This is a genomic window from Synechococcus sp. PCC 7335 (assembly GCF_000155595.1).
Taxonomy (GTDB): Bacteria; Cyanobacteriota; Cyanobacteriia; order Phormidesmidales; family Phormidesmidaceae; genus Phormidesmis.
On record NZ_DS989904.1, the window covers coordinates 2,948,122 to 2,964,083 of the forward strand.

15 protein-coding genes are annotated in these 15,962 nt (G+C 47.7%); 9 read left to right on the forward strand and 6 right to left on the reverse strand.

What is annotated here, in order from left to right; translation table 11 throughout:
* The first annotated feature begins 22 nt into the window (after nucleotides 1-22).
* From S7335_RS12850 to S7335_RS12880, 8 genes are all read left to right on the forward strand, one after another.
* Complete coding sequence (locus S7335_RS12850; protein WP_006457372.1) at nucleotides 23-1,450, forward strand: NAD(P)/FAD-dependent oxidoreductase; 1,428 nt, start codon at nucleotides 23-25, stop codon at nucleotides 1,448-1,450.
* A 191-nt stretch (nucleotides 1,451-1,641) separates the two neighbouring features.
* Nucleotides 1,642-2,865, forward strand: coding sequence for a WD40 repeat domain-containing protein (locus S7335_RS12855; protein ID WP_006455508.1), 1,224 nt, complete (start codon nucleotides 1,642-1,644; stop codon nucleotides 2,863-2,865).
* An 85-nt stretch (nucleotides 2,866-2,950) separates the two neighbouring features.
* Nucleotides 2,951-3,691, forward strand: a complete 741-nt coding sequence (locus S7335_RS12860) for a DUF2993 domain-containing protein (RefSeq protein WP_006455598.1) — start codon at nucleotides 2,951-2,953, stop codon at nucleotides 3,689-3,691.
* A gap of 167 nt (nucleotides 3,692-3,858) precedes the next feature.
* Nucleotides 3,859-4,692: an MOSC domain-containing protein gene (locus tag S7335_RS12865; RefSeq protein WP_006456300.1), complete on the forward strand. Its 834-nt coding sequence runs from the start codon at nucleotides 3,859-3,861 to the stop codon at nucleotides 4,690-4,692.
* A 199-nt stretch (nucleotides 4,693-4,891) separates the two neighbouring features.
* Nucleotides 4,892-6,523 carry an alpha-D-glucose phosphate-specific phosphoglucomutase gene (locus S7335_RS12870; RefSeq protein ID WP_006454084.1) on the forward strand — a complete coding sequence of 544 codons (1,632 nt, stop codon included), beginning with the start codon at nucleotides 4,892-4,894 and terminating at the stop codon, nucleotides 6,521-6,523.
* Between the two features lie 47 nt (nucleotides 6,524-6,570).
* Entirely contained in the window at nucleotides 6,571-6,759 is a 189-nt protein-coding gene (locus tag S7335_RS26820; protein ID WP_006453923.1) for a CPXCG motif-containing cysteine-rich protein, read from the forward strand.
* A 389-nt stretch (nucleotides 6,760-7,148) separates the two neighbouring features.
* Complete coding sequence (locus S7335_RS12875) at nucleotides 7,149-9,689, forward strand: hypothetical protein (protein ID WP_006455715.1); 2,541 nt, start codon at nucleotides 7,149-7,151, stop codon at nucleotides 9,687-9,689.
* 81 nt (nucleotides 9,690-9,770) lie between these two features.
* Nucleotides 9,771-10,277 carry a histidine phosphatase family protein gene (locus S7335_RS12880; protein ID WP_006456846.1) on the forward strand — a complete coding sequence of 169 codons (507 nt, stop codon included), beginning with the start codon at nucleotides 9,771-9,773 and terminating at the stop codon, nucleotides 10,275-10,277.
* Here S7335_RS12880 and S7335_RS27310 read toward each other — a convergent pair.
* The 6 genes from S7335_RS27310 to S7335_RS12905 form a co-directional block, all read right to left on the reverse strand.
* The gene (locus S7335_RS27310) at nucleotides 10,243-10,455 is read right to left on the reverse strand and encodes a hypothetical protein (RefSeq protein ID WP_198011370.1); all 213 of its coding nucleotides are present in this window, start codon (nucleotides 10,453-10,455) and stop codon (nucleotides 10,243-10,245) included. The two genes, S7335_RS12880 and S7335_RS27310, sit on opposite strands and share 35 nt — an antisense overlap.
* A gap of 173 nt (nucleotides 10,456-10,628) precedes the next feature.
* Nucleotides 10,629-11,309: an HpsJ family protein gene (locus S7335_RS12885; RefSeq protein WP_038016194.1), complete on the reverse strand. Its 681-nt coding sequence runs from the start codon at nucleotides 11,307-11,309 to the stop codon at nucleotides 10,629-10,631.
* 52 nt (nucleotides 11,310-11,361) lie between these two features.
* The gene (locus S7335_RS12890; RefSeq protein ID WP_038016196.1) at nucleotides 11,362-12,057 is read right to left on the reverse strand and encodes a cyanoexosortase A system-associated protein; all 696 of its coding nucleotides are present in this window, start codon (nucleotides 12,055-12,057) and stop codon (nucleotides 11,362-11,364) included.
* A 24-nt stretch (nucleotides 12,058-12,081) separates the two neighbouring features.
* Nucleotides 12,082-13,002 (reverse strand): cyanoexosortase A, encoded by a 921-nt coding sequence (crtA, locus tag S7335_RS12895; protein ID WP_006456903.1) that lies wholly within the window; start codon nucleotides 13,000-13,002, stop codon nucleotides 12,082-12,084.
* A 98-nt stretch (nucleotides 13,003-13,100) separates the two neighbouring features.
* Entirely contained in the window at nucleotides 13,101-13,859 is a 759-nt protein-coding gene (locus S7335_RS12900) for a PEP-CTERM sorting domain-containing protein (RefSeq protein WP_083785078.1), read from the reverse strand.
* A gap of 760 nt (nucleotides 13,860-14,619) precedes the next feature.
* Nucleotides 14,620-15,456, reverse strand: coding sequence for an oxygenase MpaB family protein (locus tag S7335_RS12905; RefSeq protein WP_006457618.1), 837 nt, complete (start codon nucleotides 15,454-15,456; stop codon nucleotides 14,620-14,622).
* Nucleotides 15,457-15,572: 116 nt separating this feature from the next.
* On the opposite strand from S7335_RS12905, the gene S7335_RS12910 reads away from it, so the two are divergent.
* Entirely contained in the window at nucleotides 15,573-15,953 is a 381-nt protein-coding gene (locus tag S7335_RS12910) for a hypothetical protein (RefSeq protein ID WP_038016198.1), read from the forward strand.
* Nucleotides 15,954-15,962 lie beyond the last annotated feature (9 nt).

The following is a 15,962-nucleotide window of genomic DNA, read 5'->3' on the forward strand; positions in this document are numbered from 1 at the left end:
GCGTGTAGCGTAGGAAAAGCCGATGTCAGTAGAATACGATTTGGTTGTAATTGGTGGTGGTTCAGCAGGACTAGTTGCCGCTAGCGCTGGCGCACAAATTAATGCAAAAGTTGCCCTAATTGAAAAGCACTTACTAGGGGGTGACTGCTTGCACTATGGTTGCGTCCCTAGTAAGTCGATGATCCATGCCGCGCAAATTGCCTACAATGTCAAAACCGCTTCTCGCTTTGGGATTTATACCAACGAGCCCAAGATCAATCTGCAAGAAGCACTAGGTCATGTTCACGCTGTTATCGATACTATCCAAGCGCATGACTCTACTGAGCGCTTCGAAAAGCTAGGCGTTGATGTCATCTATGGCAAAGGTCAGTTTGTTGATGAGAAAACCTTTGAGGTGAACGGTCGCCGGCTAAAATCGAGGTCTTTCCTGGTTGCAACCGGTTCTCGCCCCTCCGATCTCCCCGTGCAGGGGTTAAAGGAAGCGGGTTACCTGACGAATGAACAAGTCTTTAATGTTAAAGAACGGCCAGAGACACTGGCGGTCATTGGTGCTGGGCCGATTGGCTGCGAACTAGGTCAGTCTTTCTCTCGACTGGGCTCTAAGGTGACGCTGCTAGCGAGTCGTGATGTGATCATGCCAAAAGAAGATCCTGAAGCTGCAAGGGTGGTGCAGTCCCACATGGAAGCGGAAGGCGTAAGGATTTTGACGAATACCCGGGCCAAAAGCGTCAAGGTGGTCGATGGCAAGAAGCATATTTTTACAGGGAGCGAAACAATTGTTGTAGATGAGATTCTGGTAGCAGCAGGTCGCAGTCCGAACGTTGAATCATTGAACCTAGAAGCTGCTGGGGTGACTTATGACAAGAAAGGCATTAAGGTCGATGCCAAGCTACGGACTAGTAACCATAGAATTTACGCGGCAGGCGATATTATCGGTGGCTATCAGTTCACCCATGTTGCTGGCTATGAAGCGGGCGTAGCGATGCAAAATGCGCTGGTCTTTCCGACTAAGAAGGCTGACTATAGGGTAATTCCGTGGGCAACCTTCACTGAGCCTGAGCTAGCTCGAGTCGGATTGACTGAGCGGCAGGCACGCGATCGCTACGGTGACGATATCTATATTCTCAAGCAAGGCTTTGACGGTGTAGACCGGGCGCTGGCAGAATCAGCAGGCTACGGTTTCGCTAAGTTCATCACTAAAGGTAACGGTGAGATTTTAGGCGCGCATATTGTTGGGCCACATGCTGGTGAACTCATTCACGAGACGGTGCTGGCAATGGCGAACAACCTCAAGGTAAGTGCGCTGCAGTGCATCCATGTCTATCCCACACTCAGTGAAATTAGTCCTAAAACAGCTTTGCAACTGACCAAGCAAAAGTACGCTAAGAACACCTTTTTGCAGAACATTCTACGGAAGTTTTTCAACTTGCGGCGCTCGATTGCTGGGTAAGGGAAACTCCAGTGTACAAAAGGTATGCTTTGCTTCTATAGCTTTGAAGGCTAGGAGAGACTAGGGGAGGATAGAAATCAAAACAGACTAGAGCAATCGGTCAATTTAGCTACAGTGATTGTATAAAATGAATCGTATGCAACCACTGCGCGAAGCTCGATTACTAGCTAGCGCCTAGCGGATAGAGCCGAATGGACTCAGATACGCCAAAAGAGACTGCTGATTTGCAGGCTGATCCAACAACCAACCTAAAATTTCAGCCACAGTCCCAAAGATCGAAGCAATCCCAAAAATTGAACCTATGGAAGTGTAGGATTTCGGCGCTAGGTGTTGCTGTGATTCTAGCCGCAGGCGGCCTTATCAGCTGCGGGGCCAGTAGTGATCGCACATCCACCAATGCTTCGACTGACCCGTCTCTAGGCGACGAGCGCACTGAAGAACTACCGTCATCCGAGGCACAAGAACCGTCGACCACGAACTCGACTGACTCAACTGCTGCGTCATCTCAGCTATCGTCCGCCTCTTCTGTTCCTTCACTGACGCTGGTACGAACTCTTAGTGAGCTCAGTCAGGTATGGTCGGTGGCCACTTATGTACGTGAAGACGGGCACCTAATGGTGGCTGGTGGGAACGCTGAAGGGGATATCAAGATTTGGGATGGGCCGGTCAACAAGCTAGAGCGTGTGCTGATTGGGCATACCGACACCGTTAGAACAGTAGCCGTTACCGAATCGGGAAAAAGGTTAATCAGCGGTAGTGGCGATGGCATTAAAATTTGGGAGCCTCGCTCCGGTGAACTGCTATATAGTTTGCCGACGCCAGCGGGGTCACCTGTCTGGACAGTGGCTATTAGCCCTGACGAGCGCACGTTTATTAGCGGTGACTACAATGGGACGATTACCGTTTGGGATATGGAGAGTGGTGAAGCGCTCTATCGTCAGTCTGTAGATATGCCAGTTTGGTCCATTGCGATCGCCCCTGATGGAAAATCTTTTGTCAGTGCCAACGATGACGGCACTATCATCCAGTGGGACCGAGCATCTGGGAACGTTATCAAAGAATTTGTTGGTCACCGCAGCACTGCTCGCGCCGTCGCTATCACACCCGATGGCAACACCCTAGCTAGCGGTAGTTGGGATACCACCATCAAACTATGGGATCTCAACAGCGGTGATCTAAAAGCAACTTTAAATGAGCATAGTAGTCGTGTTGTTACTCTTGCTATTAGCCCAGACGGGAAAACGCTTGCCAGTGGTAGCGTTGATCGCACGCTCAAGACCTGGGATCTTTCTACCCAACAGCTCGCTAAAACGCTAGATATCAGCTCCAACTGGGTATTGACTGTAGCGTTTGATCCTGTAGAACAAACCCTAATCAGCGGTGGCAAAGATCAAGACGTCAAAATCTGGCAGTGAACTCTCCTTCTTCTGGAGGAAGGGACGACTGTGAAAAAATATCTACACTCTACTGAGATTTTGTTGAAGAGTAGTAGGACGATAGATGAGTTCACAAGATGCGAATGTTGGCGAACAAGCGATCAGTAAGCTCGCTGAAGAAGGAATCAAATCACAATTAGATCAAGTCGAATCACTAGACGTAGATATTCGTACCGATCCTATCAAAGTCGCTCAAGGTGAGGTTGACGAAGCCACCATCAAGGGGCGCGGCATGGTGATTCAAAACGATTTGCGTACAGAAGAGATGACTTTGCGCACGGGTGCAGTTGATATCGATATGATCAAAGCTGCGTTTGGCAATATTGCACTAGAGCATCCAACCGATGCAACGGCAAGAGTTGTCTTAAAAGCAGAAGACATCCAGAATGCGTTCAATGCAGACTACGTCCAGCAAAAGCTCAGAGGTCAAAAAGTAGAATTACCCTCCGGTGAGAAAATCACGACTGACGCTAGCAATGTTAGTTTCACCATTCCAGAAACGGGCCGGGTTGCTGTTGCTGCGGATGTGATGATTTTTGAAAAGGCAGAGACTCATCATATTGCCTTCTCAGCTATACCCAAGCTAGTAGCAGGCGGATATGGTGTGACACTAGAAGATGTCAGTTATGAAGAGACTGATAATGACATGCCAGCTCTGACTCAAGGTTTGATTGATACAACAGAATCTCTGCTGGATCTTAAGTGCTTTGAGTTAGAAGGTATGGAGCTACAGTTCGATCAGCTAACAGTGAAAGAAGATTCGCTGCTAATCGAAGCCGGCGCAACGATTAGCTCTTTTGACTAGGGAGATTGACATAGCTCCTTAGATATAGCAATCTGCCATTAGCAAGCACTCTTATCGTCACTTGCAATTCTGTTCTTGGGTGAACGAATGCTCAATGAGCTCATCAGATAGAGCAGATCAAGCAGAGTGCTCGCTAACTTGCTAAGCGCATTCAGAGGAGTGCATTTGTGTCTACGCTAAGGCTGAGTAATCTGACAATCTATCCTATTAAGTCGGCAGCAGGAATTGAGTGTCAGCAAGCGACACTAACGCCTCAGGGGCTGCAGTACGATCGGCGATGGATGATAGCTTCTGCTGAGGGTCGATTTATGACGCAGCGACGATTTCCCAAAATGGCCTTGATCAGCGTCGCGTACGGAGGCGATCAAATGAAGATCAGCGCGCCAGGTATGCCATTGCTGTCTATGTCTATACGCTTGACAGCCGGAGATGAGATTGAAGTAGAGGTTTGGGGCGATCGCACCAGGGCCATTGCTGCTGGCCCAGACGCACAGAACTGGTTTAGCCAGTTTCTTTCTACGCCTTGTCAGTTGGTTTATATGCCAGAGACTACGCAGCGACCAGTCGATCACGGTAAATTTGGCATAGAAAAGGTTGTCAGCTTTGCCGATGCCTACCCCTATCTACTCTTGTCGGAAGCTTCCTTAAACGGACTTAATCAAAAGCTAGCTGCTCAGAGTCTTGCCCCTGTACCGATGAATCGATTTCGGCCAAACCTGGTGATCAGTGGTGATATTGTTCCGCATGCGGAGGATGATTGGAAAAGAATTCGTATTGGAGAGGCGGTGTTTGAAGTCGCTAAACCCTGCGCTCGGTGTTCAATACCGAATGTGGATCAAGCGTCAGGCGATCGCACCCTAGAACCGACTAGAACACTAGCTACCTATCGCGCTTGGGACAAAGCTATCTGGTTTGGTCAGAACTTAGTAGAAGTAGATGTCTTAGAGACTAACCACCGCACTACATTAAATGTAGGAGATGACGTTGAAGTCCTAGCTTAAAAAGGTTGTAAGAAGGTTGCTTCTGCTATAGCGTGCAAGGTGACCGGGGGGCAGCGCGTTGCCCACAATACTGCCGAGCTGACTGCTTTGTCTTACCATTTTCTTAGCAATCCGCAGATGTGAGATCATCAATTACAGATGCGGTTTTTTCCTAGCCCTCTGTAGTTTTTGACACGCGCCAATCGGCGATCTGCAAAAAATGCCTATCAAAACGGTTTCAACCACTCCATTCGACGACCAAAAGCCAGGCACCTCTGGCCTACGTAAGCAGGTTCCTACTTTCCAAAAGCCTAATTATCTTGAAAACTTTATCCAATCTACCTTTGATAGCCTTGAAGACTATCAGGGTAAAACGCTCGTCGTTGGAGGCGACGGCCGCTACTATAATCGCCCTGCTATCCAAACTATTCTAAAGATGGCCGCTGCTAATGGCATAGGCAAAGTTTTGGTTGGCAAAGGTGGCATCCTTTCTACCCCTGCCGCGTCATGCCTGATTCGTAAGTACGATGCAATTGGCGGCATTATTCTATCGGCTAGCCACAACCCAGGGGGACCTGAAGGTGATTTTGGTGTCAAATACAACGTTTCCAACGGTGGCCCCGCACCTGAGAAGGTAACTAGCACTATCTTCGAAAAGAGTAAATCTATTCGCGAATATAAGATAGCCGATACCGAAGATATCGATCTCGATAGCTTAGGCAGCAGCAAGATCGAAGGCATGTCAGTCGAGGTAATCGATTCAGTATCAGACTACGTCGAACTGATGAAAAAGCTATTTGACTTCGACAAAATTAGTACCTTGCTGAAGGGGGACTTCAGCATGTGTATGGACTCTCTACATGCGGTAACAGGTCCCTATGCGAAACAGATTTTTGAGCAGGCACTCGGTGCTAAGGCAGGCACGGTGACCAATGGCGAACCGCTAGAGGACTTTGGCGGTGGGCATCCAGATCCAAATCTGGTCTATGCGCATGATTTGGTAGAAACGATGTTCGCAGACGATGCCCCTGACTTTGGAGCGGCCTCGGATGGCGATGGCGATCGCAATATGATATTGGGCAATAACTTTTTTGTTAATCCCAGTGACAGCTTAGCTTTGATCGCAGCCAATGCGACGCTAGTGCCTGGTTACAAAGATGGCCTTTCTGGCGTCGCTCGCTCTATGCCAACGAGTCAAGCTGCTGATCGCGTGGCCGAAAAGCTCGGTCTCGATTGCTATGAAACGCCAACTGGCTGGAAGTTCTTTGGCAACTTGCTTGATGCAGACAAGATTACGATCTGCGGAGAGGAGAGTTTTGGCACCGGCTCCAACCACGTTCGGGAAAAAGATGGTCTTTGGGCAGTGCTGTTCTGGCTGAATATCTTAGCAGAGCGGCAGCAGTCGGTAGAAGAGATTGTGACCGAACATTGGAAGACATACGGACGTAATTTCTATTCTCGCCATGACTATGAAGGCGTTGATAGCGCAAAGGCGAATGAGCTGATAGAAGGATTGCGATCGCAGTTTTCTACCCTTCCCGGCACTACCCTGGGTGACTACACGGTCGACTATGCCGATGACTTCAGTTATAGCGATCCAATCGACGGCAGTGTGAGCCAAAAACAAGGTGTTCGCATCGGTTTTACCGACGGCTCCCGTATAGTCTTTCGGCTATCTGGGACTGGCACAAAAGGGGCAACCGTCCGGCTCTATCTTGAAAGCTACGAACCTGACGATGCTAAACATCATGTCGATCCTCAAGTCGCCCTAAACCCTTTGATTATCATTGCAGATCAAGTCTCTAAGCTTCAAGAACTCACCGGCCGTGATGAGCCCACTGTAATTACTTAGGTCAGTATTCCTAATATTGGGCAGGTTTAGCCCTGCCCCTATGCTTTATGCAAACAACCGCCGGATACCATTGCGCCTTTTGTGGTGAACCTAGCACTACTTTCGTTGATCTAAGTGCGGGTAGTCGTCAGTCATACATTGAAGACTGTCAGGTTTGCTGTCGACCAAATCTTCTCTATGTGTCTGTCGATGAAGTTACGTTGGAAGTGACTATTCAAACTGATTATCAAGAGTAGCGACCAAATGATGTGCTAGAAGTCGCAATTTGAAAGGGGTGATCAAACTCGATACAGATTGATTTGTCTTGTGATAGCTGTAACAACAAACATTGATTTTGGAAAACTTAACTATCTAGACGACGTTAGTGCTTACAAGCGTCTACTATCCGATTATTTTGTGAGTTACACTTCAAGGTGGTTTTCTGTCTAGCAATCTGCGCCCTGCTTGCACTACCGCCAAGAGCTGTAACCCTTGATAGGTAGAGCCAGATAGATAGAGCTAAGTGCTTCGCAATCTGCGCATAGTTTTCTCTTTGAGTCTACTTCAGCAGTTTGAGTCTACTTCAGCAGACTACGCTGTACATACACTTATTTTGTGCATCTTAGGTTCCTTTAAAGCGAGAAAGATGAAGTATTGGGAATTTCTGATTCAGAAGGAAGGCGACGAAACTTGGCTACCGCTGGGAACCCATCGGATAGAGCTTTTAGAAGGACGCTATCGTATCGTTGCTCATACCCACCGCACTAATTCCCCAATCGACATCCGGATCAGTCGGCAAGCATCTACAGGAACTCCACCGTGCAAACAAGTTTTCAGCCGTAGTGATCACACTAACGAGGCGGGCCTAGCCGTCGTCATCCCCTACACGTATCTAGAACCTGGCCAATGGGAAATCGCTTGCGGCGGATGCAATACTACAGGTAGTTCAGATATAGATAGTTCAGATGACTGGCGATGCAGTCTACAGATAAATGTCTTTGCACCTACCGAAGAAAGTGGGCCTGAAGAAAGTGGGCCTGATTGGTCAACACTAGCTAGCGATAAAACAGAGGCTGTCGACGACTCACGACTACTCAATTTAGCTACTACTGTAAATCCAGATTTGCCTTTGATTCATGCTCAGAGTCAACTTCGCAATCAGTCGCACAATACCGGGCTCATCGTAGAGACGGAGGTATACGAAATCTCCCTATGTCAAAGCGCATTTCTAGCTCAAAATGATCAGCCCATAAGCATCATGGGAAGAGTGCGATCGCTATCTGCTCTGTCTGTCGATCAAGATAAAAGTCAGCTATGCATACGATTGCGAGAACCAGAAACGACGCAGATGATTATGGAAGCGTATCGACCGATCAACTTAGCTCGATTACCTGCGGATTTTAAAATAGAGTTTCAGCTACCCAGGCAACTAACGACGCAAATCGTTTTAGGAGAAGTTTCTCTACACTCGGATGTACCGGAGAGCGATGCACAGGAGAGGAATGCATCTGAAAGAGCCACTTCAGAAACGCTACTTTGTTCTGCCGCCTTTACGATTACAGCTGGAATCACTCAGCTTTTAGAAGCTACTGTCAATAGAGATCTAGATAGCACTTACTTAGTCGATTCTGATGAGGGAACTTCGATAGATCATCAACTAGAAGATGCTAACCATACCGACGATGCCTGCATAGAAGAAGATCAGCTACCGCCAGCCGCCTCGCCTCTATTTGTAAGTCCGCACAATGTATCATCCCCAGCGGTAGGTGTTGTCCTCCCACCTCATACCGATCAGCTAGCATATACGACACCAACCGACTGGATCGATTTGCCTCCTCCTTCCCCGAATCTGTTGATCGTTAGCGATCCGCAACAGTCGCATTCCCAGCAAGATAGCCGCTCTATTGACTCAGAATCGCCAGATATTACAGCTAACAATCTAGACGGTATTGAGCCAGGTTTAGATCAGGGCTTGAACAAGATAAGCTCAAATGAACTTGACCTGGATGAGCTGTCAGATAAGCCCCACTTAGAATTAGACAAGCCCGACTCAGATAAGTCAGGTTCATCAGACTCAGTAGAGCTACCTCTGATAATAGCTAAGCCAGCCCAGTTTATAGGTACTAGCCTTGTAGACAACGATCTAGAAGCTACTGAGATCACAGCTCTATTAGAGGATATGAACAACGATTTAGAACCTGTTGTTTCTCCGGCGAACACTGCTTCACCCTCGGCTACCAGTTTTCTATCAGATACGCCAGAACCGCCTGATGGTTTGTCTGATGATCTAATAGACGAAACGGAGCTTGCTACTGACCCTGAAAGCGATATCCCTGAGCCAACGCAAACAAGGGAGGCTATTACGGCTGCCTTCAAGTCTTTGAAACTTAGAGAACGTTTCATGCACCGACTGTCTGCCCTAGCTCATAACGAGATTGGTCGATCTACTAGAGTCGCAGAAGATGTGCATACTGCTGGCGCGAGCTTAGAAGATTCGCAGACGATTGGGGAACCAAATAGCTTAGCTGATAAGGAAGTTGTTATCTTTGATGAGCGGCCTGCTGTAGAAAGCGTGCTAGCCGAACCGGGTATATTAACGGCTTCTCTAGATCCTTCTATAGAAGATTCTCCATCCGAGCTGCCATATCATCAACAGCCTTTGCAAAGCACAACAACCCCACCGCAGCAGCAGCGATCGGTATCTAGAACGTCTAGGGTCGATGACGTCCCCCTACCAGTAGAATCCGAATCAAGTATCGACCCTTCACCAGCTGCTGACTATACGCCTGAGGCTGCAGCCGATGAAGGTTCTGACGAAGGCTCGACGCCCTATGTAGAGGAGACTGCGGAAGAATTGCCAGAGATGGTACTACCGATTATCAGTGTTCCAGGAGGAGATCTTGTTGCTGGTAACCGTGTTGCAATTACGGTGCATACTCGCTCTTCAGTATTCAGGCCGTTCATTAAGCTATGGATGATCGATCGTCAGAGCCGTTCGCTAGTCTGTGAGCCTCAGCTATTGACTGATCTAGAACCCGATATCCTAGGTGATCTTCAAACTAGCACTGAGCTATTGGTGCCGATGAATTGTTTAGAGGTGCAAATTGCTGCGATCGCTATCGATATGGCTACCCAACAGGAAAGCCACAAAGCTATCGTCAACCGTCGCGTGGTTCCGCCTGTTTAGGTTCAATTACCCTCTCAGAGACTAAGCGCCGAAGGATAGCGAGATAATTCGGACCAAAGCATTGCTTACTAGGAAGAGAGTGTGAAAAAGTTACATCTGATTCGCCATGCCAAATCTAGCCATGACAATAGCTATCTGGCTGATATTGATCGTCCGCTGAATCAACGTGGGTTACAGGCGTGTGAGGTCATGGCAGCGCAAATTGCTAAGGCAGGCTGTCCATTTGATCCTATCTTTTGCAGTCCGGCGGTGCGGGCTCAATCGACCATAGAACAAATTAGCCAGGCGTTGCCAGAACGGCAGATCAGCTGGCAGGTAGATAATGCCTTATACACCTTTAGGTCGCAGGACTTATTAGGATGGTGCCAAGCGCTAGAAGAGGCGGTGAATGAGGTGGTGATTGTGGGACACAACCCAGCAATGACAGATTTCGTCAACGAGATTAGCGATCGCACCATCGATAACTTGCCAACCTGCGGCTACGTGCAACTCTTGTTTGAGAACGACTCATGGCAAAACTTATCGGCAGACTCAGCAAAACTAGTCAGCTTCCTCAAGCAGACAAGCTCAACCAGACCGCTCGGTTGAGCACGCGATGATAGCGCTGAAAGTTACGAGCCTGACTCAGTCCCATTACTCGTAAAACTGCGCTGACTGTACGTTTGCCCGGCGCTAGAATAGCGTCAACTAGCAGCACGATGGCTGAGTCCCACACCCGATGAGAGAATAAAGGAGCAAACAGGCTCAGCACACTTAGTATTTCCATTTGCAGCAAGTCGGTTCTAACAACCCTATTGTGCTTGCTGCTTTCCTCTTACTCAATACATTTGGATAAAGTCAAGCTTAGACGTAAATGGAATAACGGCATAGTGATAACGATTGAGTTCGCTCTAAGGTGGCAGATTCCATCATGGAAGAGAGTTCTGTTCGATGCGGATTCTACCGAAGCTTCTTGATTACTGGTACTCTAGCCCACTGAGTGAGTCTCCAAAGATAGACAAGTGTAAAGGATACAATAATCGCACCGATTCCCCACTTGATGGCGTTCTTTGTCGTGGAACGTTTCCTGCCGCGCTTGACTGCCGATGTTTCTTGCATGACGTTCTGTCGGGTTTCTACCAGATATTCTAGCAGCCGATCTTTTGATGAAACTGTAGGGTCACTATCTGCTGCCTGTATTCCCTGACTTTCCAGAATAGCCGCAATTTCCTCGGTAGATATCTCATCTACCTGTTCTTCTAACTGATCAATTTGAGCCATTTGTAAGCCGAACGAATCCCCTGCCTGCTGGTCAATTTCCCGGTTGATTCTAATAGTGCTGTTTGCACCTATTGGCATAAGTAGAAAGAAGCACACAGCAACCAATAAGCATGCCTGAGAGAGCAAGCGTACTAGGCGTTGCTCTAGCACCCCTCTGTAAGCATCCTCTCCATAGAAAATAAGGAATGTGGCAAATAGTAGTAGTGGTGCCCCTTCTACCAAAGACCCAACTGTTTCTAGTTCCCAAATAGGATTTAGAAACTGAGGAGGGACAAGGATATCTACCCAGTTCATAATGGTCATCAGGAGCAGGCTGTAGCCGATAGTGCGTGGGACGCTCAGGGAAGAGGGATTTTTCATAGCTATTTGATAAGAACGATTACAACAATAGTTCGCAGATTGGAGAAGAACTCTACTTTTCCATCTCAAGGATTTGAACTGTCCACCACTTGTACCAGCTTGACCAGGCATTCTCTATTAATATGCTCATTTCCTCCGGTGTTTTCTTCTGCTGTGCATCCGTTGATATGACAGACATATGAGTCCATAAGCACCGTTCGTCTTTTAGATTCTCGCCCAACAGCCACGGGACTAACCGATAGCGGATATCTTGGAAGTTTCTATTCTGTTTGTAAGCTCTAGCCGAGACAGTACTTCCGCCATAGGGATTGATGCAACTACTGAGATGCAGAACTTCTGTGTCTGATGCGAGCAGCACAGAGCCTGACTGCTCAAAAGCGCGTACCTCCCAGATGTCTTTCGTCATCGTATCTTTGGCTAGGCTGGGAAAATATGTCTTGATAAACTCGGGAACGTTTCCGTTCGTACCGGAGAAGTAGCGGGCTTGAACATCTAGCACTGCGCTACCGTTGATGTATTGGTACTCTCTACCCTCTACATAGCTTGGTTTATCGAGATCTTGATCTTTGAGTGCTGCTGTTGATCTAGCTTGCCAGCCTTCTACCGGAACGGCCTCTGGCAGATCAACACTTGTTTTAGTGCCTTTTTCGGTGGCAGGAGTCAGCGTTATCTTACCTAATACAAGCGTTACGGTAGCAAAAACGGATACCAAAACCACCTGTCTACTCTTGTGCCAAAGCTGGATCATGATTGTCTGTCTGGATAGGAGAGATTAGCCTGATGTCCTCTTATGACAAGATTCACTAGAAGAATCATCTGATATCGATTTATTGTCTAGTGCTACTGACGATGAACTGGCACTGGCCGTACTCTCTGGCAGTGGAAGAAAGAAGCAGTAGGCACCTAGTAAGACAACTGAAATCATCGAGAATAACAGCGAACCATCACCCTTATGCCAGTAGTCAAACATTGCTTTGTTTACAGGTTCAGACAGCGCTGCCATAATGCTAACTCTGACACCGTTAACAGCAAACGCAATACCCAAAGACACCATGGGAATCATCCATTTTTGCGCTTTGGTGGTAGGAAAAATGGCAATGAAAACGATAGCTAATCCGAAAAGATGAAGCATGTTGTCTACTCCAGAGCATCCAGAATATACTTCGACGCCGCCGTTGGGAACCAAGATAAATTTGCCATCACGAGCGACCTGAAAGCCCGCATACCAAAGCAGCGCCGTAGAAAACTTAGCGGTGACTGCTGAGGTATCCACCACTCTTTCAAGCAGGCTAGGCGGCGGTGTCAGAAACAAAAGAATAGAAAGTTCTTTCCAAAACTGCCTAATGCCAGTGAACCCAGAGGCTAGAAATCCTAGTGCCATCATGGATAAAAAGGGCAATACTCTTAAGAACGGATCGTATCCCTGCATGAATGCGCTCTTGACTAAAACTAGAGACATCAGCAAAAGCCCTAGTAGGGTGCCATAGAATCCACTGCGCAAGTTGAGAGCTTCTTTGCGCGACCAAACCATTGAGGCGACGGCTGCCCAGTACAAGATGCTGCTGCCAATCAAGCTACCGTCGTCCGCTTTGAGGCATAGACCAACGTTGATAGCAACTAACCCGGCGAAGATCGCTAAGAGCCACATCGAGTTGTCTTTGAAGCGTTTTATGGGTAGAGCGTTGATAGACATCTGCCTGCTTGGGAATAAAGCTCGATAGGAAGAAGGTCTATGCGAGTGCGCAAGTCAATGCACAACCCCATAGACCTTCTGTAGATGACTGTGCTGATTTATGAATCTTGCTCAGAAGCCTGAGACAAGCGGCGTTTCATCAATGCGCCAAAGGCAAGAGCCGCCCCTGACCCTAGCATAGTGATAGGCTCGGGCACACCTGCTACGTCGTAGCTTCCAGTATCGCGAACCTTCCATCTCGATCCAGAATCGGTAAGGGTCACTTCACCAAAATCAGATCCTCGCCCAGCAACGCCAAAATCACCCTTGATGTTGATCTTGAAGGAATCCGAAAGGGCCAGTAGTCCTTTGTTCATCCGATTACCTCCATTACAACCCACAGCGCTGATACAGACGCCGCTGATTCTACCAGGACCGGGCAGATTATTTCTAACCTGGGCCTTACGGAAGACATCTCCCTTACGGGTAATCTCTACGCCAGTGACGTCTTGCTCGATTCCTAGCCAAAGGCTAACGATAGAAGCATTGAAGTTGTCCTTAGTTTGATTGCGAACCTTCACATCTAGGGTGAGCATCGAACTAGTCAGCGCTTCTATCTTCGCTGAGACCTGTCCCTTTAGATCGCCAAAGAGATTTCGTCTCTCGTTCTTTGCTAGGAAGTAATAAGAGTGATCGAGGTTTCGAACACCTGCTTCATCACTATCAAACGTCATGTTGACCCGAGCCCTACCGTCGAGGGTCTTACGACCATTCATTTCGGTGGTAAAGGCAGCTTGAGCGCTAGAAGTATTGACGAAATCGTAAAATGCGCTACTCCCCAATATAAGGAGAGAGAGCATAAAAGCCTTTTTTCTCATGATGATTTTCAGAAGGTAAGTTACATATCGGTTCTAGTCAGCACACCCTTCGTTCTAGTCAGCACACCCATTGCATATCTGGTTGGGATTTGTCACAGTTTTGGCCGCCATATAATCCTTGGAAATAGCCACTCTAAAAGAAGTATTACCGCAAGGATTATTCCCGCCGAAGACGAGTAATTATCAAAGGAAGCAGGCACCCATACATCTGGTGGCTACTTGATTTGGCTAGGTAGTCAATCTAGCTAGCTGCGCTCATAGTGACCTGACACCTACTGACACCTAATGAATTTAGTGTAATGGCACCGAATATCCTTCGTCGCGTAGATATACCGAAGCTTCTCAGTATCTTCAAATTGTAGATGCGATCTATTACGTTACCAAGAACCCAGTAACGCGATGTGCAACTAATTGTATTCGTCCTCTAATTACGAATAATGCCAGCGAACTGTAGAGGCAGACGTTGTTCACGACAGACAGACGTCGTTCACGACAGTTGAGAAAGACCATTAGGGTGTGAGCGATCGCACCATCGATAACTTGCCAACTTGTGGCTACGTGCAGCTCTTGTCAAAAAACGACTCATGGCAAAACATATCGGTGGGTTCAGCAAAACTAGTTTGCTTCCTTAAACCAAAAATGTTTGTAGCTTAGGCAGCTAGAACTCCGGTCAGGTGAGATAGTTGAGCTGCTCTAGGCGATAAGAATGCCTTGCCCAACTGACACGCAGTATCAATTCGCTGTTCTATGAAAGCTAGCGCTAAGGGCCGATATCTGTTGGCTGGTATCCGGCTGGATAGCTACGAATAGACTGGTCGGCAAAGAAGTCAGGGAGCTTGCGAGGTGGCAGTCGGCGGAGTAAGCGACTGCGCAGCTGAAGGCACTTTCTTAGCGAGGTCGTCAGTAGAACAGGTGCCGGCTGCCAACCTAAAGCCTCAAGCAGTGGCGGATCGAGTAGAGCTGGCATGGCGGTATTGACGAGCGATCGCAACCCTTTTGGAAACCAGCTTACCAACATTTGTCTGGTTGCATCTGCTACCCGGCGATTAGCATCCTGATAAACAAAAAACTTTTGTTCATAACTACGGTTGTACGCTTCAAAGCTGTGATAAGAGGCCGGAATATCAACAATCTTCATTCTATATCCCACCTCTTTCCAAAAGAAGTAGAGTGCCTGCTGTTCATGCTCGCTCAGCGGACGCCAGCCGAATTGTTGGATCCAGCGCACAGGCTCATAGATAAACGTAGAAAGCACATAGAGATAATCTGCATTGTTAATCGAATAGCGCTGGTGAATTGCATTCATTCGCTCTAAAAATGCTTGGCCACGAGGATGGTGATAGCCCCACTTGAACAGTTCTGAAACAACAATGCCAGTATCGTCATATCGCTTTTGAGTGTGGTTGCGAAATTCACCCGTATGATCTAATAGCTTGGCGATTGAAGGTACGCAGAATGTTCGCAGTAAAGCTAGCTCTAGGGCACGGGTCATATCCCACGGAAATTCGTAGCCCGCGAGCAGATGGCAAATGGCGATCGCCTCTTTTTGCGCGTCCAACTGCTCGATCTTCCTGGCTATAGCGTATCGATCTTTCATGATTCTCAACTTGGGGCCTTTGGCAGCTAGCGTAGCAAAGTCACTCCCTTTGGTAGAGTTTTGAAGTAACTGACTAAAGCTACAAATAGTAGTACATATTTATTAATTAAGCCAAGATGACTATTCAAGACTTACGTAAGAATAATACGATGGCTCACCTTCTAGATGCGTTGGATGAAGGGACTGATATTGGCCACTATGGGCGGCTGACCCTAGCGATGGTAGGACAGTATTTCGCCGATGAAGAAGCGCTAGTATCCCAGCTACAGAAGGATAAAGACTTCAGCGAGGAAGAAGCTAGATCGCTGTATCAACAGGTCGCCAGCAAGCAATACAGCCCGCCGAGCCGAGAGAGCATATTGGAATGGCAGTCTAAACAAGACTTTCAAATTTGCCCCGATCCTGAAGATCCAGATGCGGGGAATGTGTATCAAGATCTTACTTTTCCTCAAAGCGTTTATGAAAGTATCTCTGAGTACAACGAAGAGAAAAGCTAGATATTTCCC

Bases quoted from the DNA above. Each gene is read 5' to 3' on its own strand.
- S7335_RS12850 (WP_006457372.1), top strand. From the start codon at position 23: ATGTCAGTAGAATACGATTTGGTTGTAATTGGTGGTGGTTCAGCAGGA.
- S7335_RS12855 (WP_006455508.1), top strand. From the start codon at position 1,642: ATGGACTCAGATACGCCAAAAGAGACTGCTGATTTGCAGGCTGATCCA.
- S7335_RS12860 (WP_006455598.1), top strand. From the start codon at position 2,951: ATGAGTTCACAAGATGCGAATGTTGGCGAACAAGCGATCAGTAAGCTC.
- S7335_RS12870 (WP_006454084.1), top strand. From the start codon at position 4,892: ATGCCTATCAAAACGGTTTCAACCACTCCATTCGACGACCAAAAGCCA.
- S7335_RS26820 (WP_006453923.1), top strand. From the start codon at position 6,571: ATGCAAACAACCGCCGGATACCATTGCGCCTTTTGTGGTGAACCTAGC.
- S7335_RS12875 (WP_006455715.1), top strand. From the start codon at position 7,149: ATGAAGTATTGGGAATTTCTGATTCAGAAGGAAGGCGACGAAACTTGG.
- S7335_RS27310 (WP_198011370.1), bottom strand. From the start codon at position 10,455: ATGGAAATACTAAGTGTGCTGAGCCTGTTTGCTCCTTTATTCTCTCAT.
- S7335_RS12885 (WP_038016194.1), bottom strand. From the start codon at position 11,309: ATGAAAAATCCCTCTTCCCTGAGCGTCCCACGCACTATCGGCTACAGC.
- S7335_RS12890 (WP_038016196.1), bottom strand. From the start codon at position 12,057: ATGATCCAGCTTTGGCACAAGAGTAGACAGGTGGTTTTGGTATCCGTT.
- crtA (WP_006456903.1), bottom strand. From the start codon at position 13,002: ATGTCTATCAACGCTCTACCCATAAAACGCTTCAAAGACAACTCGATG.
- S7335_RS12900 (WP_083785078.1), bottom strand. From the start codon at position 13,859: ATGAGAAAAAAGGCTTTTATGCTCTCTCTCCTTATATTGGGGAGTAGC.
- S7335_RS12905 (WP_006457618.1), bottom strand. From the start codon at position 15,456: ATGAAAGATCGATACGCTATAGCCAGGAAGATCGAGCAGTTGGACGCG.
- S7335_RS12910 (WP_038016198.1), top strand. From the start codon at position 15,573: ATGACTATTCAAGACTTACGTAAGAATAATACGATGGCTCACCTTCTA.